18 protein-coding genes are annotated in these 16,286 nt (G+C 49.4%); 6 read left to right on the top strand and 12 right to left on the bottom strand.

Annotated features, from left to right (window positions below; translation table 11 throughout):
* Window positions 1-179: 179 nt before the first annotated feature.
* The 5 genes from HKD46_RS19915 to HKD46_RS19935 are packed head-to-tail and all read left to right on the top strand — an operon-like array spanning window position 180 to window position 8,137.
* Complete coding sequence (locus tag HKD46_RS19915; protein ID WP_235673893.1) at window positions 180-1,931, top strand: DNA methyltransferase; 1,752 nt, start codon at window positions 180-182, stop codon at window positions 1,929-1,931.
* Between the two features lie 6 nt (window positions 1,932-1,937).
* Window positions 1,938-4,736, top strand: a complete 2,799-nt coding sequence (locus HKD46_RS19920) for a DEAD/DEAH box helicase (RefSeq protein ID WP_163156123.1) — start codon at window positions 1,938-1,940, stop codon at window positions 4,734-4,736.
* Between the two features lie 2 nt (window positions 4,737-4,738).
* A complete protein-coding gene (gene pglZ / locus HKD46_RS19925) occupies window positions 4,739-6,706 on the top strand; it encodes a BREX-3 system phosphatase PglZ (RefSeq protein WP_163156121.1) in 1,968 nt (655 codons plus the stop codon).
* Window positions 6,707-6,709: 3 nt separating this feature from the next.
* Window positions 6,710-7,426 carry a hypothetical protein gene (locus tag HKD46_RS19930; RefSeq protein ID WP_139730806.1) on the top strand — a complete coding sequence of 239 codons (717 nt, stop codon included), beginning with the start codon at window positions 6,710-6,712 and terminating at the stop codon, window positions 7,424-7,426.
* Between the two features lie 3 nt (window positions 7,427-7,429).
* A complete protein-coding gene (locus tag HKD46_RS19935) occupies window positions 7,430-8,137 on the top strand; it encodes a hypothetical protein (RefSeq protein WP_160882161.1) in 708 nt (235 codons plus the stop codon).
* Between the two features lie 69 nt (window positions 8,138-8,206).
* Here the strand turns inward: HKD46_RS19935 and HKD46_RS19940 are convergent, their stop codons facing one another.
* From HKD46_RS19940 to HKD46_RS19975, 8 genes are all read right to left on the bottom strand, one after another.
* Window positions 8,207-8,512, bottom strand: a complete 306-nt coding sequence (locus tag HKD46_RS19940; protein ID WP_232354301.1) for a hypothetical protein — start codon at window positions 8,510-8,512, stop codon at window positions 8,207-8,209.
* A 68-nt stretch (window positions 8,513-8,580) separates the two neighbouring features.
* The gene (gene radC, locus HKD46_RS19945; RefSeq protein ID WP_156852395.1) at window positions 8,581-9,081 is read right to left on the bottom strand and encodes a RadC family protein; all 501 of its coding nucleotides are present in this window, start codon (window positions 9,079-9,081) and stop codon (window positions 8,581-8,583) included.
* A gap of 110 nt (window positions 9,082-9,191) precedes the next feature.
* Window positions 9,192-9,383 (bottom strand): hypothetical protein, encoded by a 192-nt coding sequence (locus HKD46_RS19950; RefSeq protein WP_234924545.1) that lies wholly within the window; start codon window positions 9,381-9,383, stop codon window positions 9,192-9,194.
* A gap of 59 nt (window positions 9,384-9,442) precedes the next feature.
* On the bottom strand, window positions 9,443-9,853 hold the full coding sequence (locus HKD46_RS19955; RefSeq protein ID WP_163156119.1) for a hypothetical protein: 411 nt from the start codon (window positions 9,851-9,853) through the stop codon (window positions 9,443-9,445).
* A gap of 9 nt (window positions 9,854-9,862) precedes the next feature.
* The gene (locus HKD46_RS19960; RefSeq protein WP_052814538.1) at window positions 9,863-10,288 is read right to left on the bottom strand and encodes a DUF2787 domain-containing protein; all 426 of its coding nucleotides are present in this window, start codon (window positions 10,286-10,288) and stop codon (window positions 9,863-9,865) included.
* A 19-nt stretch (window positions 10,289-10,307) separates the two neighbouring features.
* Window positions 10,308-10,655, bottom strand: a complete 348-nt coding sequence (locus HKD46_RS19965; protein ID WP_163156117.1) for a YkvA family protein — start codon at window positions 10,653-10,655, stop codon at window positions 10,308-10,310.
* Between the two features lie 83 nt (window positions 10,656-10,738).
* Window positions 10,739-11,188, bottom strand: a complete 450-nt coding sequence (locus tag HKD46_RS19970) for a hypothetical protein (RefSeq protein WP_011705010.1) — start codon at window positions 11,186-11,188, stop codon at window positions 10,739-10,741.
* Window positions 11,189-11,200: 12 nt separating this feature from the next.
* Complete coding sequence (locus HKD46_RS19975) at window positions 11,201-11,524, bottom strand: hypothetical protein (RefSeq protein ID WP_011705011.1); 324 nt, start codon at window positions 11,522-11,524, stop codon at window positions 11,201-11,203.
* Between the two features lie 246 nt (window positions 11,525-11,770).
* Between HKD46_RS19975 and HKD46_RS19980 the strand changes: the two genes are divergently transcribed.
* Window positions 11,771-12,121 carry a helix-turn-helix domain-containing protein gene (locus HKD46_RS19980; RefSeq protein ID WP_024945016.1) on the top strand — a complete coding sequence of 117 codons (351 nt, stop codon included), beginning with the start codon at window positions 11,771-11,773 and terminating at the stop codon, window positions 12,119-12,121.
* Window positions 12,122-12,132: 11 nt separating this feature from the next.
* On the opposite strand, the gene HKD46_RS19985 is transcribed toward HKD46_RS19980, so the two are convergent.
* The 4 genes from HKD46_RS19985 to HKD46_RS20000 form a co-directional block, all read right to left on the bottom strand.
* Window positions 12,133-13,113, bottom strand: a complete 981-nt coding sequence (locus tag HKD46_RS19985; protein WP_052814540.1) for a hypothetical protein — start codon at window positions 13,111-13,113, stop codon at window positions 12,133-12,135.
* Entirely contained in the window at window positions 13,110-14,099 is a 990-nt protein-coding gene (locus tag HKD46_RS19990; RefSeq protein WP_163156114.1) for a YqaJ viral recombinase family protein, read from the bottom strand. The genes HKD46_RS19985 and HKD46_RS19990 overlap by 4 nt, the downstream gene beginning before the upstream one ends.
* A 94-nt stretch (window positions 14,100-14,193) precedes the next feature.
* Entirely contained in the window at window positions 14,194-15,147 is a 954-nt protein-coding gene (locus HKD46_RS19995; RefSeq protein ID WP_163156112.1) for a DUF932 domain-containing protein, read from the bottom strand.
* A 190-nt stretch (window positions 15,148-15,337) separates the two neighbouring features.
* A complete protein-coding gene (locus HKD46_RS20000) occupies window positions 15,338-16,129 on the bottom strand; it encodes a hypothetical protein (protein WP_171865871.1) in 792 nt (263 codons plus the stop codon).
* Window positions 16,130-16,286: the final 157 nt, after the last annotated feature.

A 16,286-nucleotide genomic window follows, 5' to 3' on the forward strand; every position in this document is an offset into this window, starting at 1 on the left:
GCTGAAGCAAAACAAATCACGTAATCTAAGCATGGCCAACAAGCGCAGGCTCTGCTGTCTGAATGAACAATATTTGTTCGAATGTATGGGGTTGTTCAAAGTATAAACACTGATGCGTCAGCCCTGTCGGCAAGACCCGGTATGAAAAGAAGCCAGATCAATCAGATCTTGATGTGCTGTTGAAAATCAATCAAATGGAACTACCTGCTGAACTTCCTAAAACAGCCATACCATACATGCACATGACGCATGAACGGGCTCGTATGGATAGATCAGGTGTGACGCATATACACCACTTTTTTCTGTCGCGTGCGGCACAAGCACTAGGTCTTCTGTGGCGGAAGGCAAAGGCCCAACCTGATGTTCGTATCCGTCATATGCTGATATTTACTGTTGAGCAGGCTTTCTGGACCATTTCTATATGCAATTCATATAGACCAACAGGTTTCTCTCAAGTATCTCAATATATGAAAGGCATTTATTATGTGCCTTCACAACATTCAGAGTTGAGCCCTTGGTATATATTGGATGGTAAGTCAAGTCGCTTAGGAAAAGTATTTCAATCTCATTACACCCGCCCATCTGGCGTAATCACTGGGACAGGTTCCACGGCAACCCTTCAGATGCCGGAACACTCCATCGACTACATCTTTACTGACCCACCTTTCGGTGAAAATATTTATTATTCCGATCTGAATTTCCTTGTCGAATCCTGGTATGGCGTTCTTTCAAATGCCAACGCCGAAGCAATCGTTGATAAGGCGAAGAAAAAAGGGCTGCCTGAATACCAAGAATTGATGCGTCGATGTTTTTCAGAATATTATCGAGTGCTCAAACCGGGCCGCTGGGTTACCATCGTATTTCACAACTCGCGAAATGCAGTCTGGAACGCAATTCAGGAGGCGTTACAAAACGTTGGTTTCGTGGTTGCTGATGTACGCACGTTGGATAAACAGCAAGGTTCTTATCGTCAAGTCACCAGTATGGCTACCAAGCAAGATTTAGTTATTTCTGCTTACAAAGCCAATGAAAACCTTGAAGAGTGTTTTAAATTAACTGCGGGGACTGAAGAGGGGGGCTGGGAGTTTGTGAAAAATCATCTAGCTAATTTACCTGTCTTCGTCAATAAAGATGGATGCTCTGAAGTCATTGCAGAGCGCAAAGAGTATCTTTTATTCGACCGCATGGTTGCATTTCACGTCCAACGTGGTGTTACGATCCCATTTTCCACAGCTGAATTTTATGCAGGACTTTCAACACGATTTGTAGAACGAGATGGTATGTATTTCTTGCTAAATCAAGCGGCAGAATACGACAGGATGCGTATGACCGTTCAAAATGTCGAGCAACTAACACTGGTTGTTTCTGACGAGGCATCAGCAAGACAATGGTTGCGTGAGCAACTTCGACAAAAGCCGCAGACATTTCAAGATTTACATCCAAAGTTTATAAAAGAAATAGGTGGTTGGAATAAAGCAGAAAAACCACTGGAACTAGCAACCCTTCTTGAGCAGAGTTTTCTACGTTACGACGGCAAAAATGATGTTCCAGATCAAATACATAGTTATCTATCCAGTAACTGGAAAGAACTGCGTAACCTTGAGAAAAATGATCCCGCCTTGATAACCAAAGCCAAAGATCGGTGGTATGTACCTGACCCGAATAAGGCCGGTGACTTGGAAAAATTGCGAGAAAAATCGCTGCTTAAAGAGTTTGAAGAGTACAAGGCCGCCAAGAAAAAGCTCAAAGTATTTCGCATTGAAGCAGTGCGCACAGGGTTTAAGAAACTCTGGGAACAGCAGGAGTTTGCCGCCTTGATCGCCGTTGCCGAGAAGTTGCCCAACAATGTTCTGGAAGAGGATCCGGTACTGCTGATGTACTACGACCAGGCGGTTACCTTAAGCCAGGTCGATACCGACGATGAGTGGTAAACCACCATGTGGCAGGTAGGAGACTGGGCCTGGAGTCAGGCCCATCAACAATATGTCAAAGTGATTGAAACAGCTGGCCTCTGGGGCCAGCAGTTTTATCGTGTCTGGTTGCAGCAACAAGATGTGGTGCTCAAGGTACCGGCTGTCGATCTCACCCCTCGGCCCGCACAGCCAGTGGTGACGGCTGAGGCATTCTGCTATCTAGCCACTGCCGCGAAAATTGCCAATGTTCAGCAAGAAGACACACTGTTAGCTCCGATTGAATCAAATGTTATCCCGCTACCGCACCAGCTCAAGGCGCTTACCAAGGCGATGAGTAAAAAACAGGTGCGTTATCTGTTTGCCGATGAAGTGGGCTTGGGAAAAACCATCGAAGCCGGGCTGGTGATGCGCGAGTTGAAATTGCGCGGCTTGGCCAAGCGCATTTTGGTCTGTGCGCCAAAAGGGCTGGTCAGTCAGTGGGTTAGCGAAATGCAGACCCACTTTAACGAGTCATTTCAGCTGCTGCTGCCCGGTGAGCAAAAACCGCAACATGAGCAGGAGAATATCTGGTCGCGCCATGATCAGGTGGTCTGCCCGGTTGACAGTATCAAGCCCATCGAAAGCCGAAAAGGCTGGTCACTCAAACAGCTCAATGAATACAACAAGCTACGGTTTGATGATCTGTTGGCCGCTGGATGGGATCTGATCGTGATTGATGAAGCCCACCGACTCGGCGGCAGTACTGATCAGGTCGCCCGCTACAAGCTGGGCCAGGGTCTGGCCGAAGCAGCCCCCTACCTGTTGCTGCTTTCCGCCACCCCCCACCAAGGCAAAAGCGATGCCTTCCATCGCCTGATGGCACTGCTGGATGCCGAGGCCTTCCCGGATATCGGCTCTGTGACCCAAGAGCGGGTTCAGCCATTTGTGGTCCGCACTGAAAAACGGATCGCCATTGATGGCGAAGGCAAACCACTCTTTAACCCCCGACAAACCGAGTTGGTTGCCGTAGCGTGGCAAGATCAGCATGCCTTACAACGTCATCTCTACGAAGAGGTGACCGAGTACATCAAGGAAGGTTACAACCAGGCGCAAGCCAAACAGCAAAATGCCATTGGCTTTTTAATGATCCTGATGCAGCGCTTGGTAAGCTCCAGCAGTGCGGCCATCGCCCGCACCCTTGCTCGTCGACTCAATGTGTTGGAAAACAAGCGGGTTGAAGAGGAGTTGCCCCTGGCCTTTGCCGATGAGTGGGCCGATCTGGATGGTCAAGCCCAGTTGGATGAGTTATTAGCACAGTGCCAAGCCTCGCTGGAGAATGAGAAGAATGAGGTTCGCCGCCTACTGGCGTTAGCGGAGCAGTGCGTCAATGCCGAAAATGATGCCAAAGCCGAAGCGCTGCTCGATTGGTTATACCGACTCCAGCAAGAAGAGGGTAACCCACATCTGAAGATGTTGGTGTTTACCGAGTTTGTACCAACCCAAGAGATGCTAGCCCAGTTCTTTATTGAACGGGGGATCAGTGTGGTTTGTCTCAACGGATCCATGGATCTGGCAGAGCGCAAAAAAGTGCAAGCCGCCTTTGCCAGTGACATCCGCATTCTGATCTCCACCGATGCCGGTGGTGAAGGTTTGAACCTGCAGTTCTGCCATGTCATTGTGAACTACGATATGCCCTGGAACCCGATGCGCATGGAACAGCGTATTGGCCGCGTCGACCGTATCGGCCAACAGCACATCGTTCGAGCCCTGAATTTCGTGCTTGAAGATACTGTCGAGCATAGGGTTCGTGAAGTTCTCGAGACCAAGTTGCAGATCATCCTGGATGAGTTTGGTGTGGATAAGACCAGCGATGTATTGGACTCCTCCGCAGCCAATCATCTGTTTGATGAACTGTTTATCGCCTCTATCACGGATCCTGCGTTAATGGATCTGGAGCTAGCCAAAGCCTTGGCTACATTAAGAGACGGCGCAGTCGATAAGCGGCAGCAGGATGCGCTGTTTGGCAGTGATGATCCCTTATCTGCTGACGACTATCGCCAAGCCCTGAACCACCCGCTGCCTTATTGGATACAGAGCATGGTTGCCAATTACTTGCGTTGGCAACGCAGCATGCAGCAATCTACGGATTTCATTGAGGATCAGGAAGGTGGACATACTCTAATCTGGCCTGATGGCGCAGCATGGAGTGGCGTCACCTTTATGGGTAAAGAGGCCCAGCAACGACCCGAGCTTACCCATCTCACATTGGAAACCCCCAAGATCAGAGGGCTATGTAGCCAATTGCCGGTCTGGAGTGAAGCACAACAGATCCCCTGTGTCAGGGTAAAGTCGTTACCAGCGGGAGCCAATGGTTACTGGGCATTGTGGAGTATCCGCCTGGTGGCTGGCCAAGAGCGTCGCTGCCAATACATGCCGGTCTATATCAAGCCGAATGGTCAATACTACGCTACCGCGTCGCAGCGAGTCTGGGATGCGGTCTGTAGTAAAGAGTTCGACATCTTGCCTCAAGAGTTGGCCGCCGCACCGGCTGAACATCAGTCAGTCTATGCCCTGCTACATCAGGCAGCGCAACAGGAAGGCAAAGCGATTTTCGAGAGCATGTTGGCAGCTACTCAAATCGATTTAGATAACCAGAATGAGAAAGGCGAATACTCATTTAACGCACGAAAACGCGCGATAGAGCGCGTCGGATTACCAGAGGTTCGGCAATACCGTTTGCGTCAACTTGATAGTGAATATGCACTGTGGCGTCAGGAGCTGGACAAAAAGCGTAACGCGATTCCGGACATGATGCTGCACGCCGTTTTTGAAATTAAAGGATGAATATGACTTGGCAGGATGATGTTATTCAAAAAGTAAACTTGGACGGATCGTTTGTTTACATCGTTAACGATCCAGATGGACTACTCTTTGAGCCAAAGATATCGGCTGCCTTGCAAACCAAAAATGCCATTTTATTTGATGACGAAGATCCTCTCGCACTTCGACTAACGTATGAAGCATGGAGAAAACGGACTAAAAAAAACTCCCTCTTAATCCGTCAGGGTCAAGAGGGAGAGCTATTTATCCCCTATGACATTCAGGTCGAATCAAGTCAAATTAACTTTCACTTATCTGAGTTTTTTCAAGACATTGATTTATCGGCCATCAGATTGCTCCCTGCGTCGTTACTCCAGTCGGCAATGGATGCACTGAAAGTATATACGCCTGGCAAACTAAATCTGCAGTCCAGCCTCGACTTCTTACTTCGTCATATTTATCGCATAGCCCCTGAAACGATCCAAACTAATACAGACCTTGTTAGGCTGTTAATCAGAAAACACTATGTTGGTATTGAGATGCCAACGCAGATTGAAGAGCGCCTCATTCGTCTGCTCAGTCTTTCGCCGAAATTTAAACACTGGGAATTTAATGCATTAATTCCAAACAAGAGTGCATTTTTTGATTTCTTGCAGCAACAATGGGAAATGTATCTGCATAGTGAGTTACCTAATGCTATTGCAAGTACGGCGTGGCCAAGCGAGAAACTTGTAGTACCATTTGCAGATAGTGACATTCGTGTTTTTATTGACAACTTGTTTGCCGAGGGCATTATCAAACCGGTGAAAGCGGACGGTCTGCCCGCAGGACATTGGGCCTGGTTTGGTATAGCTAAAGAGCCTGAGATAACCGAGCGCGAACGGATAAGCCTTTTATTGAAAAATGCCAAGGCTTACTTTGAAAAATGTGAGTTAGAAAGTATTAATACTGAATTTTGGTTTGAGCAATCCCACTCGCTTGGGATTATGAATGCATTGTTTTATGAAAACAAAAAACAACCTCCTGTTGCTGCTCTTTTCGAAGAAATAAAGAAATTAAACACCACTGCAGATTTTCTATTTCAGGAATGGCTACGTTTAAATTTTATAAAGTTACAAACTACTCCCACGGTTCGCTATCCTGCAATGTTGCATAAAGTCCCTGATTGGCTATCACGGCGCGTGGATAGTGGCAAAAAAATATGTTTATTGGTTTTAGATGGCATGGGAGCTCGACAGTGGCCATTATTGCGTAATCACTTGCAGTTGTGTGCCAATATATCTTTGGAAGAACATGCCTGTTTCTCTTGGGTTCCAACGATTACATCAATATCACGACAGGCCTTATTCTCTGGCAAGAAACCTTTTGCCTTTGCAGAGTCTTTACTGACTACCAGCAAAGAGGAGCAGCTATGGCTGGATTATTGGCAGGGTAAAGGTTTCGCCAAACGAGAAATAAATTATGCCAAAAAAATTGAGTCGTTATCAAATGACGCATGGCAAGAGTTGATAACTCCACCAAGCGTTAAAGTAGCCGGGTTCGTCATAAATTTTATTGATGAGCAAATGCACGGTATAAAAAATGGAATGTCTGCTTTGAATATGGTCGTAGATGGCTGGCTAACCGACTGGAATTTCAAAGAAAAAATTGCAGAATTATTAGACAAAGGCTTTGAAATTGTCATTACTTCAGATCATGGCAGCCAGGAAGCGACGGGAATCGGATATATCAATGAGGGAGTGAAAGCTGATACCAGAGGCGAACGAGTACGGATCTACCACGATCCTGCATTACGTGATAGTACTGCTCAAGCCTGCCATGGATCTGTGATAGCATGGCCTGGTCCTGAACTAGGGCTTCCCAAAGCGACCTACCCGCTACTCGCCAATGCTGATTGTGCTTTTAAAGGCAAAGGTGATGTCGTTGTGGGGCACGGGGGGATCAGTCTCCACGAGGTTATCGTTCCATTAATAATAGTTAATAGAAAACAATAAGTTATGGTTAAAACTCCCGGTTTCTGTCGCCATGTTGAAAAAGAGTGGCTTGAACAATCTCTTCGTTGGGTAGCAAACGGGGCTGAATATGCACAACTTAATGATAATCTTGATAACTTTTTAAGCGCGTATATTGTTTCCAAAGAAAACCGCCGTAAAGCGCGGAATTTGCTCACCTCGGTGTGGAGTCAGCCAGTAGACCATTACACAAAGAATTTTTTTGATAAAGGTATTGTATTACATAAAGAGGCTGAATCATTTTCCTTACCTATTCATTGGGGCATGTTAATTGCGAGAAAGCCGTTCTTTGCCGAAGTCGCTCGCTTTATCGGCCGACAATCAAGGCTGAATAATACTTTTACTTATGCCCAAGCGCTTCGGCGTATGAGTATGCTTTATGGTGAAACTGAAGCCACCAGCAGAGCATTAAGTGCCGTATTAAGAACCATAATGGAATTAGGCATATTAAAGCGAAATATGAGTCCGGCCTCTTACTCCATTGTTAGTCAACGAGTCAGCATAAATAGTCATCTAGCAAATTGGCTGCTTGATGCTTTGCTCATTTCATCAAGCAAAGAGAGTATTGCTCTTGATGATGCCTTGAATGATCAGGCTCTCTTTCCCTTCCATCTTGATATTAACCTATCCAATCTTGATATGTCGGCATTTGAATGTCTGCAACAAGGAAACTCAATTGTAATTTTTAAAAAGGAATATTGAGTTATGAAACCAGCTATTGGATTTAATCGGCATTTAGAGATGGACTGGCTAGTTCAAACCGCATCTTGGTCAGCAAATGGGGTTCACGGCCAAGCATTAAAAAATAAAATTGATGTATTACTTGCGCCCAGCTTTGATAGCAAAGTGGCCCAAGATAAGACTAGAAACCTGCTCTTTGGAATTTGGGATTCAGAATCAAATTCCGTACCCAAAGCATTTCATGCCGATGCTTGTAGACTGCTTATTGAATACAGTGAGGTAAATATTGCGATTCATTGGGGAATGATGCTAGCTAAGTATCCATTTTTTTATAATGTTACGGCACAAATTGGAAAAATGGCTAAGCATGAAGGCTTATTTATCTACAAGCAGCTGGAGCAGCGTATAACCGAAGTCTATGGCGATACATCAACTATTAAGCGTTGTATTCAATTTGTTGTTAGGACATTGATCAATTTGGAGTTATTGTCTAATCCCAAGCAAGGTGTATATCAGTTACGAAAGCCCATTTCAATCGCTCATGATGATGTAAAGTCTTGGTTGGCGGAAGTGTCTGTGAGAGCAGAAGGAAACTCAAGTAAAAGTCTTTCTGCTATTAGTAATGACCCGGCTTGGTTTCCTTTTTATATTAACTTCAATGAGAATCGCTTAACATCAAATTTTCGCCTAGATGTCCATCATCAGGCTAATGATGCGATTATTTTTATATAAGTGAAACGATTAATAGCAACATCTATTTAAAGTGGGCTATAAATTAACGCCGGATATTCCGGCGTTTATTTATAGCCAATGAGCGGGAAGCGTGATATCAAAAGACTTCGCTGCATAGCGTAGCATACTCAAAATTTCGCTGTGCCGGGCTTGATCAATAACATGCCCAGCTTTGCGCTGCTCCAACATCGTCTGTAGCTCCGGCAAATTGAACATGCCAAGACGATGGAAGTTGCCCCAGGTAGGCTCGCCAAATAGGTTATAGACCACCACGGTGCTATCTCGTTCACTGGCTAGGCGTTTTTCACCAAGGAGTTTGGTCAGCGCTTCTTCGGCTTCATCTTTGTCATCGTAGGTGTTTAAGAGTTTCATCATCGGATTTTTTGGAGAAAATTAAAGTGCAGAGTCTAGCAAAAATGGTGACTGAACCACAGCGGGAGTGCTCAACCCAAGTACCCTCTCTCGGCTAGCGATACAATCCCCTCTGTGGCAACCACCAGATGATCCAGGAGCCGGATATCGACCAGCTCTAGGGCGGTCTGCAATCGGTGGGTTATTTCGATATCTGCCCGGCTGGGTTCCGGGTATCCCGACGGGTGGTTATGCACCAGCATCAGGGCAGCAGCATTAAGCGCCAACGCACGTTTCACTACTTCCCGTGGGTAGACGGAGGCACTGCTTAGCGTACCGCGAAACAGCTCCTCATATGCCAAGATCCGATGCTGGTTGTCCAAGAACAGCATGGCAAATACTTCGTGCTCTCTGCTCTGCAACAGGGTTTGTAGTGCATGCTGTGCCAAGTGTTTGTCGGTAATAGCTTCTCCCTTGGCCAGTTTCTGACGGGCGATCTGGTTGGCGATAGTCAACAGCTCCTCTTCGTTAATCAACTCAGTGACGAGATAGGTGCCGGGGATCTCCCCGGCGATCAGTTTGTGATGCAACATGATGGTGCTCCATACGCCATCGCCCCACCACGTGGGGTGCGGCAGGGTAGGCGAAGTAGTTGGTTAATGGGCTACTGAATGGGGGGGACCGCAGGCTTGGTTGGCTGTGTTCAGGCCGCCAAGGTGTGCGGGGTGTAGTCGTGCAACGGAACGTGGTAACTGGTCGCCAGCAGGGTGCCGAACTGGATTAGCCAGCGGTGATCCGGGTGGTCGCACAGCCATTGTGCCAGGGCGTCGCCCCGTTCGTTTTCATAGCGCAGGTAGAGGGCATAACCGTTCACCGGCTGGCCTTGGTCATGCACCACTTCAATTTGGCCATTGTGCTCAATGGTAAGCCTCCAGTTCGATAGCGATCACGGCGTTAATCATCTTCGGTCTCCTTGTCAGGAATGGGGTCACTCTCCACGGCATAGCCGCGATGGATGCAGATGCGTTGCAGGTCAGCCAAGAAGCTTGCCAGCACGCGGGGTTGCTCGGTGAGCGGCACCGGCCCTGCTTGGCAATGCCAGAAGCAATTGCGTTTGGGGTCGATGCAGATCTCATCTCTCGGCTGGCTCATGGTGTGCCAGTCCTCAGCATTAGTGAGGGAGAGCAGTTGCCACTGCACGCCAGACCAACGGACCTGCAGGGTGACTGTGCGGATGTGTGGACTATCCGGGGTCAGGTGCAGCAGCCAACGTTGACCACTGCGAGTGGGGGTTAGCTTGGCGCTGGTGGCGACTCGTCCCAGCCACTGGCGTGTGTAGTGGGAGAGCGCTAATTCTTGGCTCATCGTGTCCTCCTAATCCCCTGCGACCGTGACGCTGAAACATTCCAACCGACAGTAGGCAATGAAGTTGCTTTGCCAGATATCGAACAACTCCCGCGCTTCGGCCAGTCGCAGTGGTCCCCAGCCCAACATGGTGTGGTCCCCATCGAGGAAGTTGAAATCGAGTTCCTTGCAGAGCTCGGTATCCTGGCCGAGTCCCTGGTAGCTGAAGTCGGTGACGTAATCGAACAGCCAGCCATCTAGCCCACGGATCAGGCGGATCTCGACCGGGTGCACACCGCCTTGCTCGGCGCTGTAGCCGGGGTTACGAAAGTTGAAGGTCAGTTGGGTTAAGCGTTCGATATTGAGCTCGGTTTTAGCGACTTCCTGGTTGAGCAGAATCAGCAATGCTTGGTCAACGGGCAGGGCAAAGCCGTCCCGGAAAAAGGGAATAGTCATGATGTACTCCTTGTGGGGGTTAATCTTGGCCGAATAGCTCGCGCATTTTTCTGGCTGTACGGGCACGGATCTGGGTGTCAATAAAGGCGGTAATACTGGCGAGTGCCGCACTTAGCACCGCGATGTCATCGGTGAGCCCCATAGGCAGCACATCCGGGATCGCATCGATGGGCGAGATAAAGTAGGCCAACGCGCTGTAGATCAGCAGCTTGGCCCAGAGCGGCAGGTCATCCTTCTGGCTGGTGTAGTAGAGCAACAGGCAGGTTTCAATAAAGGGCCGACCGGCACGCTTGGCAAAGGCGCAGAGCTTGCGCCAAAAGCCTTGCTGGTCGAACGGCTCGCATTCGGGAGGAATACAGGGGGGCATAGTGTGTCTCCTTCACAGGTGGGTGAATGGCAGAAATGAAAAGAGGAGGCAAATGCCTCCTCTTGGATGGGAATGGATGTGATCTATTGGTCCCACATCAAGCAGTCAAACTCGGGCGTATTAGTGGCGGGCAGTACAGATGCGACCTCTTTGGTTGGCAGTGCGAGTTGCTTGCCGTCAGCCGTTAAAATGCGGATCGACTTGGCCTTGCGTAGCTTGCCCCACATGTCGAAGAAATTGTTCTCACCGACACGGGATTCTGTCTCATAGGGCGCATCGTATTGGCTGCCATCGACGATGATGGAGAAAGCCTGCCCAGCATAAGAGCCGTACTCCTTGCCCTGTACCGTGGCCGTCATGCTGACCTTTCGGGTGTCATTGCAGGCGATATAGAGGTTGTTTTGCTCGTTGACCACCGCCGTGTATTCGCTGGTGCCCTGACCCCAGCCACTGCTCCAGCGTCCGGCCTCGCCATAGGCTAGGGCGTTGTTGCATAGCAGGATGGCCGTCAACGTGATCCAACATTTGTTCATGGTTAACTCTCCTTATCCAACGTAGTAACCCAACACATTTTGTAAAAAGCCACCTGCCGCGATGTAGCCCACCACACCCCCGATGAGCTGGGGGCCAACTTTCCAAAACAGCTTCTTCTTGAACATCTCCTGTGCGCCGTCAGCAAACAGCATGTTTGGTTGGGTGAAGCGGCGGAACAATTCCCCTCCCATCAGGCCAAGTGAGGTAAACAGAGAGCCAAAGACAAAGTGCCAGATATGACCCCAGAACCCGAGCTGCGGGGAGCTACCGGTCCAGAGTGAGTAAATGGTGATGACGAGAAAAAAGAGGGTGGCAATAACGGGATAACGAGCCATGTACTTTTCCTTATGTAACAGAGTAATAGTAACAATGGCAGTCGCCCTAACCGCTCGCGTAAAAGCGCTTTACCCGAGATGGGAGGGGATGCCACAAACGAGGATTGATGTTTGTTGTCGGTGAGTCGGTCAGCGTAGCGATCATCGATTTACGGCCAATTACAACCAACTTAGTTGATACTCGCCTTTTTGAGTCCTTATCGTCAATGAGTCCATGGTCAACCATACGGGTTGACTGGAGGAACCATGACAGATATCAACCTTGAGCTGTTAGCCAAGAGCGTTGGCAAGGCGATTAGCCACAAGCGTACTCAAGCCGGATTCACGCAAGAGCATGTGGCTGAACACCTCAATATCGGGATGGAGGCCGTCTCTCGAATGGAGCGAGGGATTGTGGTGCCGACCGTGGTGCGGCTGGCGGAGCTCGCTCAACTGTTTGGTTGTGAGCTGGCGGACTTTCTGCGCGAGACCAGTAACCGCCCGACCGAGCAGGGCATTGTGCTGAGCCAGCAACTGGCCCGGCTCGATGATGCTGACCGAACCCTGTTGCTGGAAACGGTTGAGCGGTTGGTTGAGCGGTTAGCCCGTCCCGGCTGAACGCCCGCCATTCACTGGGGAGAGGATGGGCTCCCTTTCCCCAATTTGTTGGTGAGTGGACTCCTTCTTGGTTGTGGCCTCTGCGGCATTCTGGTTACTTGGCTTTGCGGTGCGTTATGCGAGGCAACCTCCACTGCCCCTACGTTTCCATTCGCCGTATCGTCGCTGTTTGCTTCAGGATAGAACTCTTCCAGCAGCATCGGCACCTCTTCATCGATATCCTCAAATTGGCCATTGCGCAGCAGGTCGCGAGCGGCCTGCTCCATCTGGTCGATGGCGAGCCCCGCCTCTTGATCACGCCGGGCGGCCTCCTGTGCTTGCCTGACTGCCTCAGTCAGGTTGGTTTCTTCCCGCAAGGTCAAATCCACGTAGTAGACCGGTGTGCGGTACGACTGGGTGGTGCTCTTGGCTCGCAACCGCAGGGTGAGCGGCAGATAGCGGGTATGGCCCCCGCTCACTGCCTCCAGGTACTTCAGCCGCGCCGCCAGAGTGCGCACTGAGTTGTAGCCGGTGGTGCGGAAGATAAAGCTGCCCAGCTCATCCCCTTGCCCCTCCACAAACAGGTTCAGTCGCCCGTACAGCTTGCAGCCCTGTTGCCCGGCAAAGGCGCAGCGCTCTGGTCCAGGGCAGCTGACCTCCTCTATGCCTTGTGCCCCCACGCGTCTTGCCACCTCCCCATTCCCGACACAGAGCGGCCTGCCGGTTTGCCGGTCAAACGCACTGTATTCCGCCCGTAGATTCAAGTCGCTGTCGTTGAACAGCACCCGCACCGGAATGGCGCGGATCTTGGTCTGCTCCTGCCCTTGGTTATTCTTTTGCGATGAGTAGTGTTGATGCAGGGGATGGAGCAACCATCCCCCCTTTTGCTGTATCTGGGTGGTGAGGGTGAAGCTGTCGTCCTTCTCCGGCACCCACTTATCCTGTTTTTGCACCAGCTTGCCGATGCAGATCCGCCCGATCACGGGCGGGGTGATCGCCAGTCCTTTGATCATGGTGTTTGCCTCAAGGGTTGAATGGTGAAACGGCGCACGCCGGGTACCGGTTTGACGTAACGGGTGAGCAGGTCGGGATGATCCTGACCGAGCTTATCCAGGTCCGGTGCTAGCCGGTCTTTACTGCGCTTCCAGGTGATCTTGCCATCGGCAAACAACCCGGCTGTCGCTTCACCCAAGGTGGCTTGCAGCCGCTGCTTGAGTTGCGACTCTTGCAGCTCGACGGCTTCCTTTTGCTGACGCAAGCGCAACAGATCCCCAAATAGTTGATTGAACTCGGGGGAATCGGAGAGATCCACAGTCTGGCCATCATCGCGGGGGAAGAGCCAGCTCAGAGCATTGGCAGCATCACTGGAGCCGTCAGGCTCGGGCTGCTGGTCTTGTTGCACCATTTGCCAGAACTGCGCTTCCCGCTCGGTGAGATCCTGGATCTTCTCCTCATCGCGCTCGATGCGGTAAATCCGAAAATCCTGGCCGCCGATCAGCACTGCCACCTCAGCCCAGGCATGGCCGGTAACCGCCAATTGATGCAGTACCTGACACTGATAAGCCACTGGCACACCTTCCTCCCACTGGGGGGCGCTGTGATAGCTGGCGGTCTTGATCTCCAGAATGCCCGGCCCATCGGGATGGCCGATTACCTCCCGATCGAGGTTGGCGAGCATGAAAGGATGCTCGGGGTGTTGCAGTACCGCATTGACCCGTCGCACCTTGTAGCCAGTGCGTTTGGCATAGACCTGCGCCAACACCGGCTCCAGCTCAATGCCCCACAGCACCGCTTCCTTGTGGGAGATATCTTCCGGCTCCTTGCGGCCGGTTTTTTCCAGCCACAGGCTGAGCGGGCATTTGTAGGGAGATAGCCCCACAGCCACGGCGGCATCGGAAGAACCAATGCCGAGCTTGCGGATAGCGAGCCACTGCTCGCGGGTTAATTGAGTAGTGGAGGCCAGTCGCAGGGCCTGGCCGTATTTGGCTTTTGATTTCATGAAGACTCCTTTTTGACGGCATAAATGGCAACGCCCGGATTGGCATGCGCCAGTCCGGGTGAGTTCGTTATGCGGTTTAAATGGGGAAGCGGGATTACTGCAGCAGAGTGATTGCCTGATTCAGAGCCTGGGATTTGAGTTGGGCACCCTGACCAAACCAGGCGGAATCGAGCCGGTGATCTTGGCTGCGGGCACGGCGGTGGTGATCCACGTATTCCGTTACCGCATTGACCAACCCCCAAGCGGTATTGCGGGAGCTGGCAAGCTCTGAGCCCATGCCTGCGCCCATATACAGCTCGTGCAGTTTTTGGGCGGGACGGCTGAGAATAATATTCTCATCATCGCCAGCCGGATCATTGAGTAGTTCACCGAAGAAATTAAGGGCTTCCACGGGTGATACCGGACGATTGCTCAACGATGTCATCTCTTGTTGGAAACGATCCCAATTTGCCATACCAAGGCCCAATGCCTCTTTGACGGCAGCAGCATTAAATTGAGTGGAGTGGGGAACCTTGATCGCACCAGTATTATCCCGTAGTGCTATTTGCAATGTGTTATTACAGACGACTCGTAGCGAGGTAAATTGTGCTGTGGTGCACAACGTACCATCACAACTGGTGGCGAGCAGCAGGTATGATTTTACCCTGTCGCCACCTTTCAGCTTTATATCTTGACCTGTTTTAGCCAGCGCCCATAATTTGCGGCCGCCCTTGAGCGAACCTGCAGTTTCCAACTCAAAGCCGCCCACTTCTACTAGATCTTGATAAAAATTCAGCACCTCATGAGGCTGTACCACATTATATCGGCGAGAGACGACGGATAGAGGTTCCAGATTATCAGAGCGGTACAAAACTTTGCTGTCTGAATAAGGGCGAATATGGAGTGCATCGGAGGCGACGTTAAACATTACGTCACTCTGCTCGATAGTCCAATCCATCCCGGCAGCCTGTAGCCAGATATCCAAAGATTGCCGTGGCGGCAATATATTGCCAAGGCCATGCCAGGGGGTTTGGCCGGTGTAGGCTATGGTGTCGATCAGATGTGCCATGTGTAAAATCCCATTCATTGGTTAATTCAAGATGGGAATATAGGTTTAAAATTATTTTGAGTTTCTTTTTGTTAAAATCAAAAAACAAGAAAGGACTCCAAAAGAGTCCTGTTTGGGGTGCTTTTTTTTGCTATTGTAGCGGGAGTAGCAGAAGCGCACTTCGCTGGAGGTGTATTGTTGGAACTGATTGTTATTCTTTTAATCGTCTTTTTATTTCATTGGAAAATATTTCAAAAACATAATGGTTATTATACAGTTCCTCTTCAAGAGGAAAGGGTATGAATTCGTGCAATAAACGTTGACCTTCATAGTTCAACGTCAACTCGGCATAACTTAATTCATCAAAGTTTTTATAAAAATCTATTTTGTATCGATAAGGATCAATTGAGTAAAGTACTTTCCTTTTTAAGTAAATAGATTCGCGACTGAATCGTTGAACATTAATGGATTGTTCGATTATCCAAGATGGCCAAAACTCAGTGAGTGAGTTTATCTCACATAGACAGTTGTAAAGTGTCGATTTTGGTATATAAGGGATGCAATTACTTTTCATGAATGGTGTTAACAATGCTCTGATTTTATCTATTGGCGCGGCATGCAAGTCAGGGTATGAGCTATAAAGTGCATCCAGTGCCCTTTCAAGCTTATTTGGAAATGGGGTCATCATTGCTATTTTATCTTCCATTGAAAGTGTCTCAATACACTCCAAAACTTCTGCATAGGTTTGAATAGAAGAAAATGCATAAAGGATTGATGGTGTAGAAAACATGCTCTCATTGACGATTTTAAATGGGTCCTCAGAATGCTTCTCTAGCCAAAGGTCAGCACCGCCAAGCAAAAATGCTAATTTTGCGACATGTTCATATTCACGATGTTTTACATTAGAGATATCTAATTTTATCCTTAATGCTAGCGCTAGGTGGGTTAACGTATTTTGAAGTCGTCCGGCCGAGAAACTACTACCGCTATTTAAAATTAACAATGCACGTTCATAACTCTTTGTTAACTCGCCTTCATGTACAGGACCTTAAGCGTTGAGTCCCTTTAAAACTCCTTCCAAGGTCCTGTTCTGTATCGATTTTCTCTGCTTGGTTCGGCAAGCGTTCTTGGCCAAATAATCAGCTGCCCATTCCAGTCTT

Origin of the sequence: Aeromonas sp. TW 6 (genome assembly GCF_013168745.1) — a bacterium.
GTDB classification, from domain to species: domain Bacteria; phylum Pseudomonadota; class Gammaproteobacteria; order Enterobacterales; family Aeromonadaceae; genus Aeromonas; species Aeromonas caviae.

What these genes read in the sequence shown, in the direction of transcription:
- HKD46_RS19935 (WP_160882161.1), top strand. Translation starts at nt 7,430, where the DNA reads ATGAAACCAGCTATTGGATTTAATCGGCATTTAGAGATGGACTGGCTA.
- HKD46_RS19930 (WP_139730806.1), top strand. Translation starts at nt 6,710, where the DNA reads ATGGTTAAAACTCCCGGTTTCTGTCGCCATGTTGAAAAAGAGTGGCTT.
- HKD46_RS19940 (WP_232354301.1), bottom strand. Translation starts at nt 8,512, where the DNA reads ATGATGAAACTCTTAAACACCTACGATGACAAAGATGAAGCCGAAGAA.
- HKD46_RS19965 (WP_163156117.1), bottom strand. Translation starts at nt 10,655, where the DNA reads ATGCCCCCCTGTATTCCTCCCGAATGCGAGCCGTTCGACCAGCAAGGC.
- pglZ (WP_163156121.1), top strand. Translation starts at nt 4,739, where the DNA reads ATGACTTGGCAGGATGATGTTATTCAAAAAGTAAACTTGGACGGATCG.
- HKD46_RS19920 (WP_163156123.1), top strand. Translation starts at nt 1,938, where the DNA reads ATGTGGCAGGTAGGAGACTGGGCCTGGAGTCAGGCCCATCAACAATAT.
- HKD46_RS19975 (WP_011705011.1), bottom strand. Translation starts at nt 11,524, where the DNA reads ATGGCTCGTTATCCCGTTATTGCCACCCTCTTTTTTCTCGTCATCACC.
- HKD46_RS19955 (WP_163156119.1), bottom strand. Translation starts at nt 9,853, where the DNA reads ATGAGCCAAGAATTAGCGCTCTCCCACTACACACGCCAGTGGCTGGGA.
- HKD46_RS19995 (WP_163156112.1), bottom strand. Translation starts at nt 15,147, where the DNA reads ATGGCACATCTGATCGACACCATAGCCTACACCGGCCAAACCCCCTGG.
- HKD46_RS19960 (WP_052814538.1), bottom strand. Translation starts at nt 10,288, where the DNA reads ATGACTATTCCCTTTTTCCGGGACGGCTTTGCCCTGCCCGTTGACCAA.
- HKD46_RS19970 (WP_011705010.1), bottom strand. Translation starts at nt 11,188, where the DNA reads ATGAACAAATGTTGGATCACGTTGACGGCCATCCTGCTATGCAACAAC.
- HKD46_RS19985 (WP_052814540.1), bottom strand. Translation starts at nt 13,113, where the DNA reads ATGATCAAAGGACTGGCGATCACCCCGCCCGTGATCGGGCGGATCTGC.
- HKD46_RS19990 (WP_163156114.1), bottom strand. Translation starts at nt 14,099, where the DNA reads ATGAAATCAAAAGCCAAATACGGCCAGGCCCTGCGACTGGCCTCCACT.
- HKD46_RS19980 (WP_024945016.1), top strand. Translation starts at nt 11,771, where the DNA reads ATGACAGATATCAACCTTGAGCTGTTAGCCAAGAGCGTTGGCAAGGCG.
- radC (WP_156852395.1), bottom strand. Translation starts at nt 9,081, where the DNA reads ATGTTGCATCACAAACTGATCGCCGGGGAGATCCCCGGCACCTATCTC.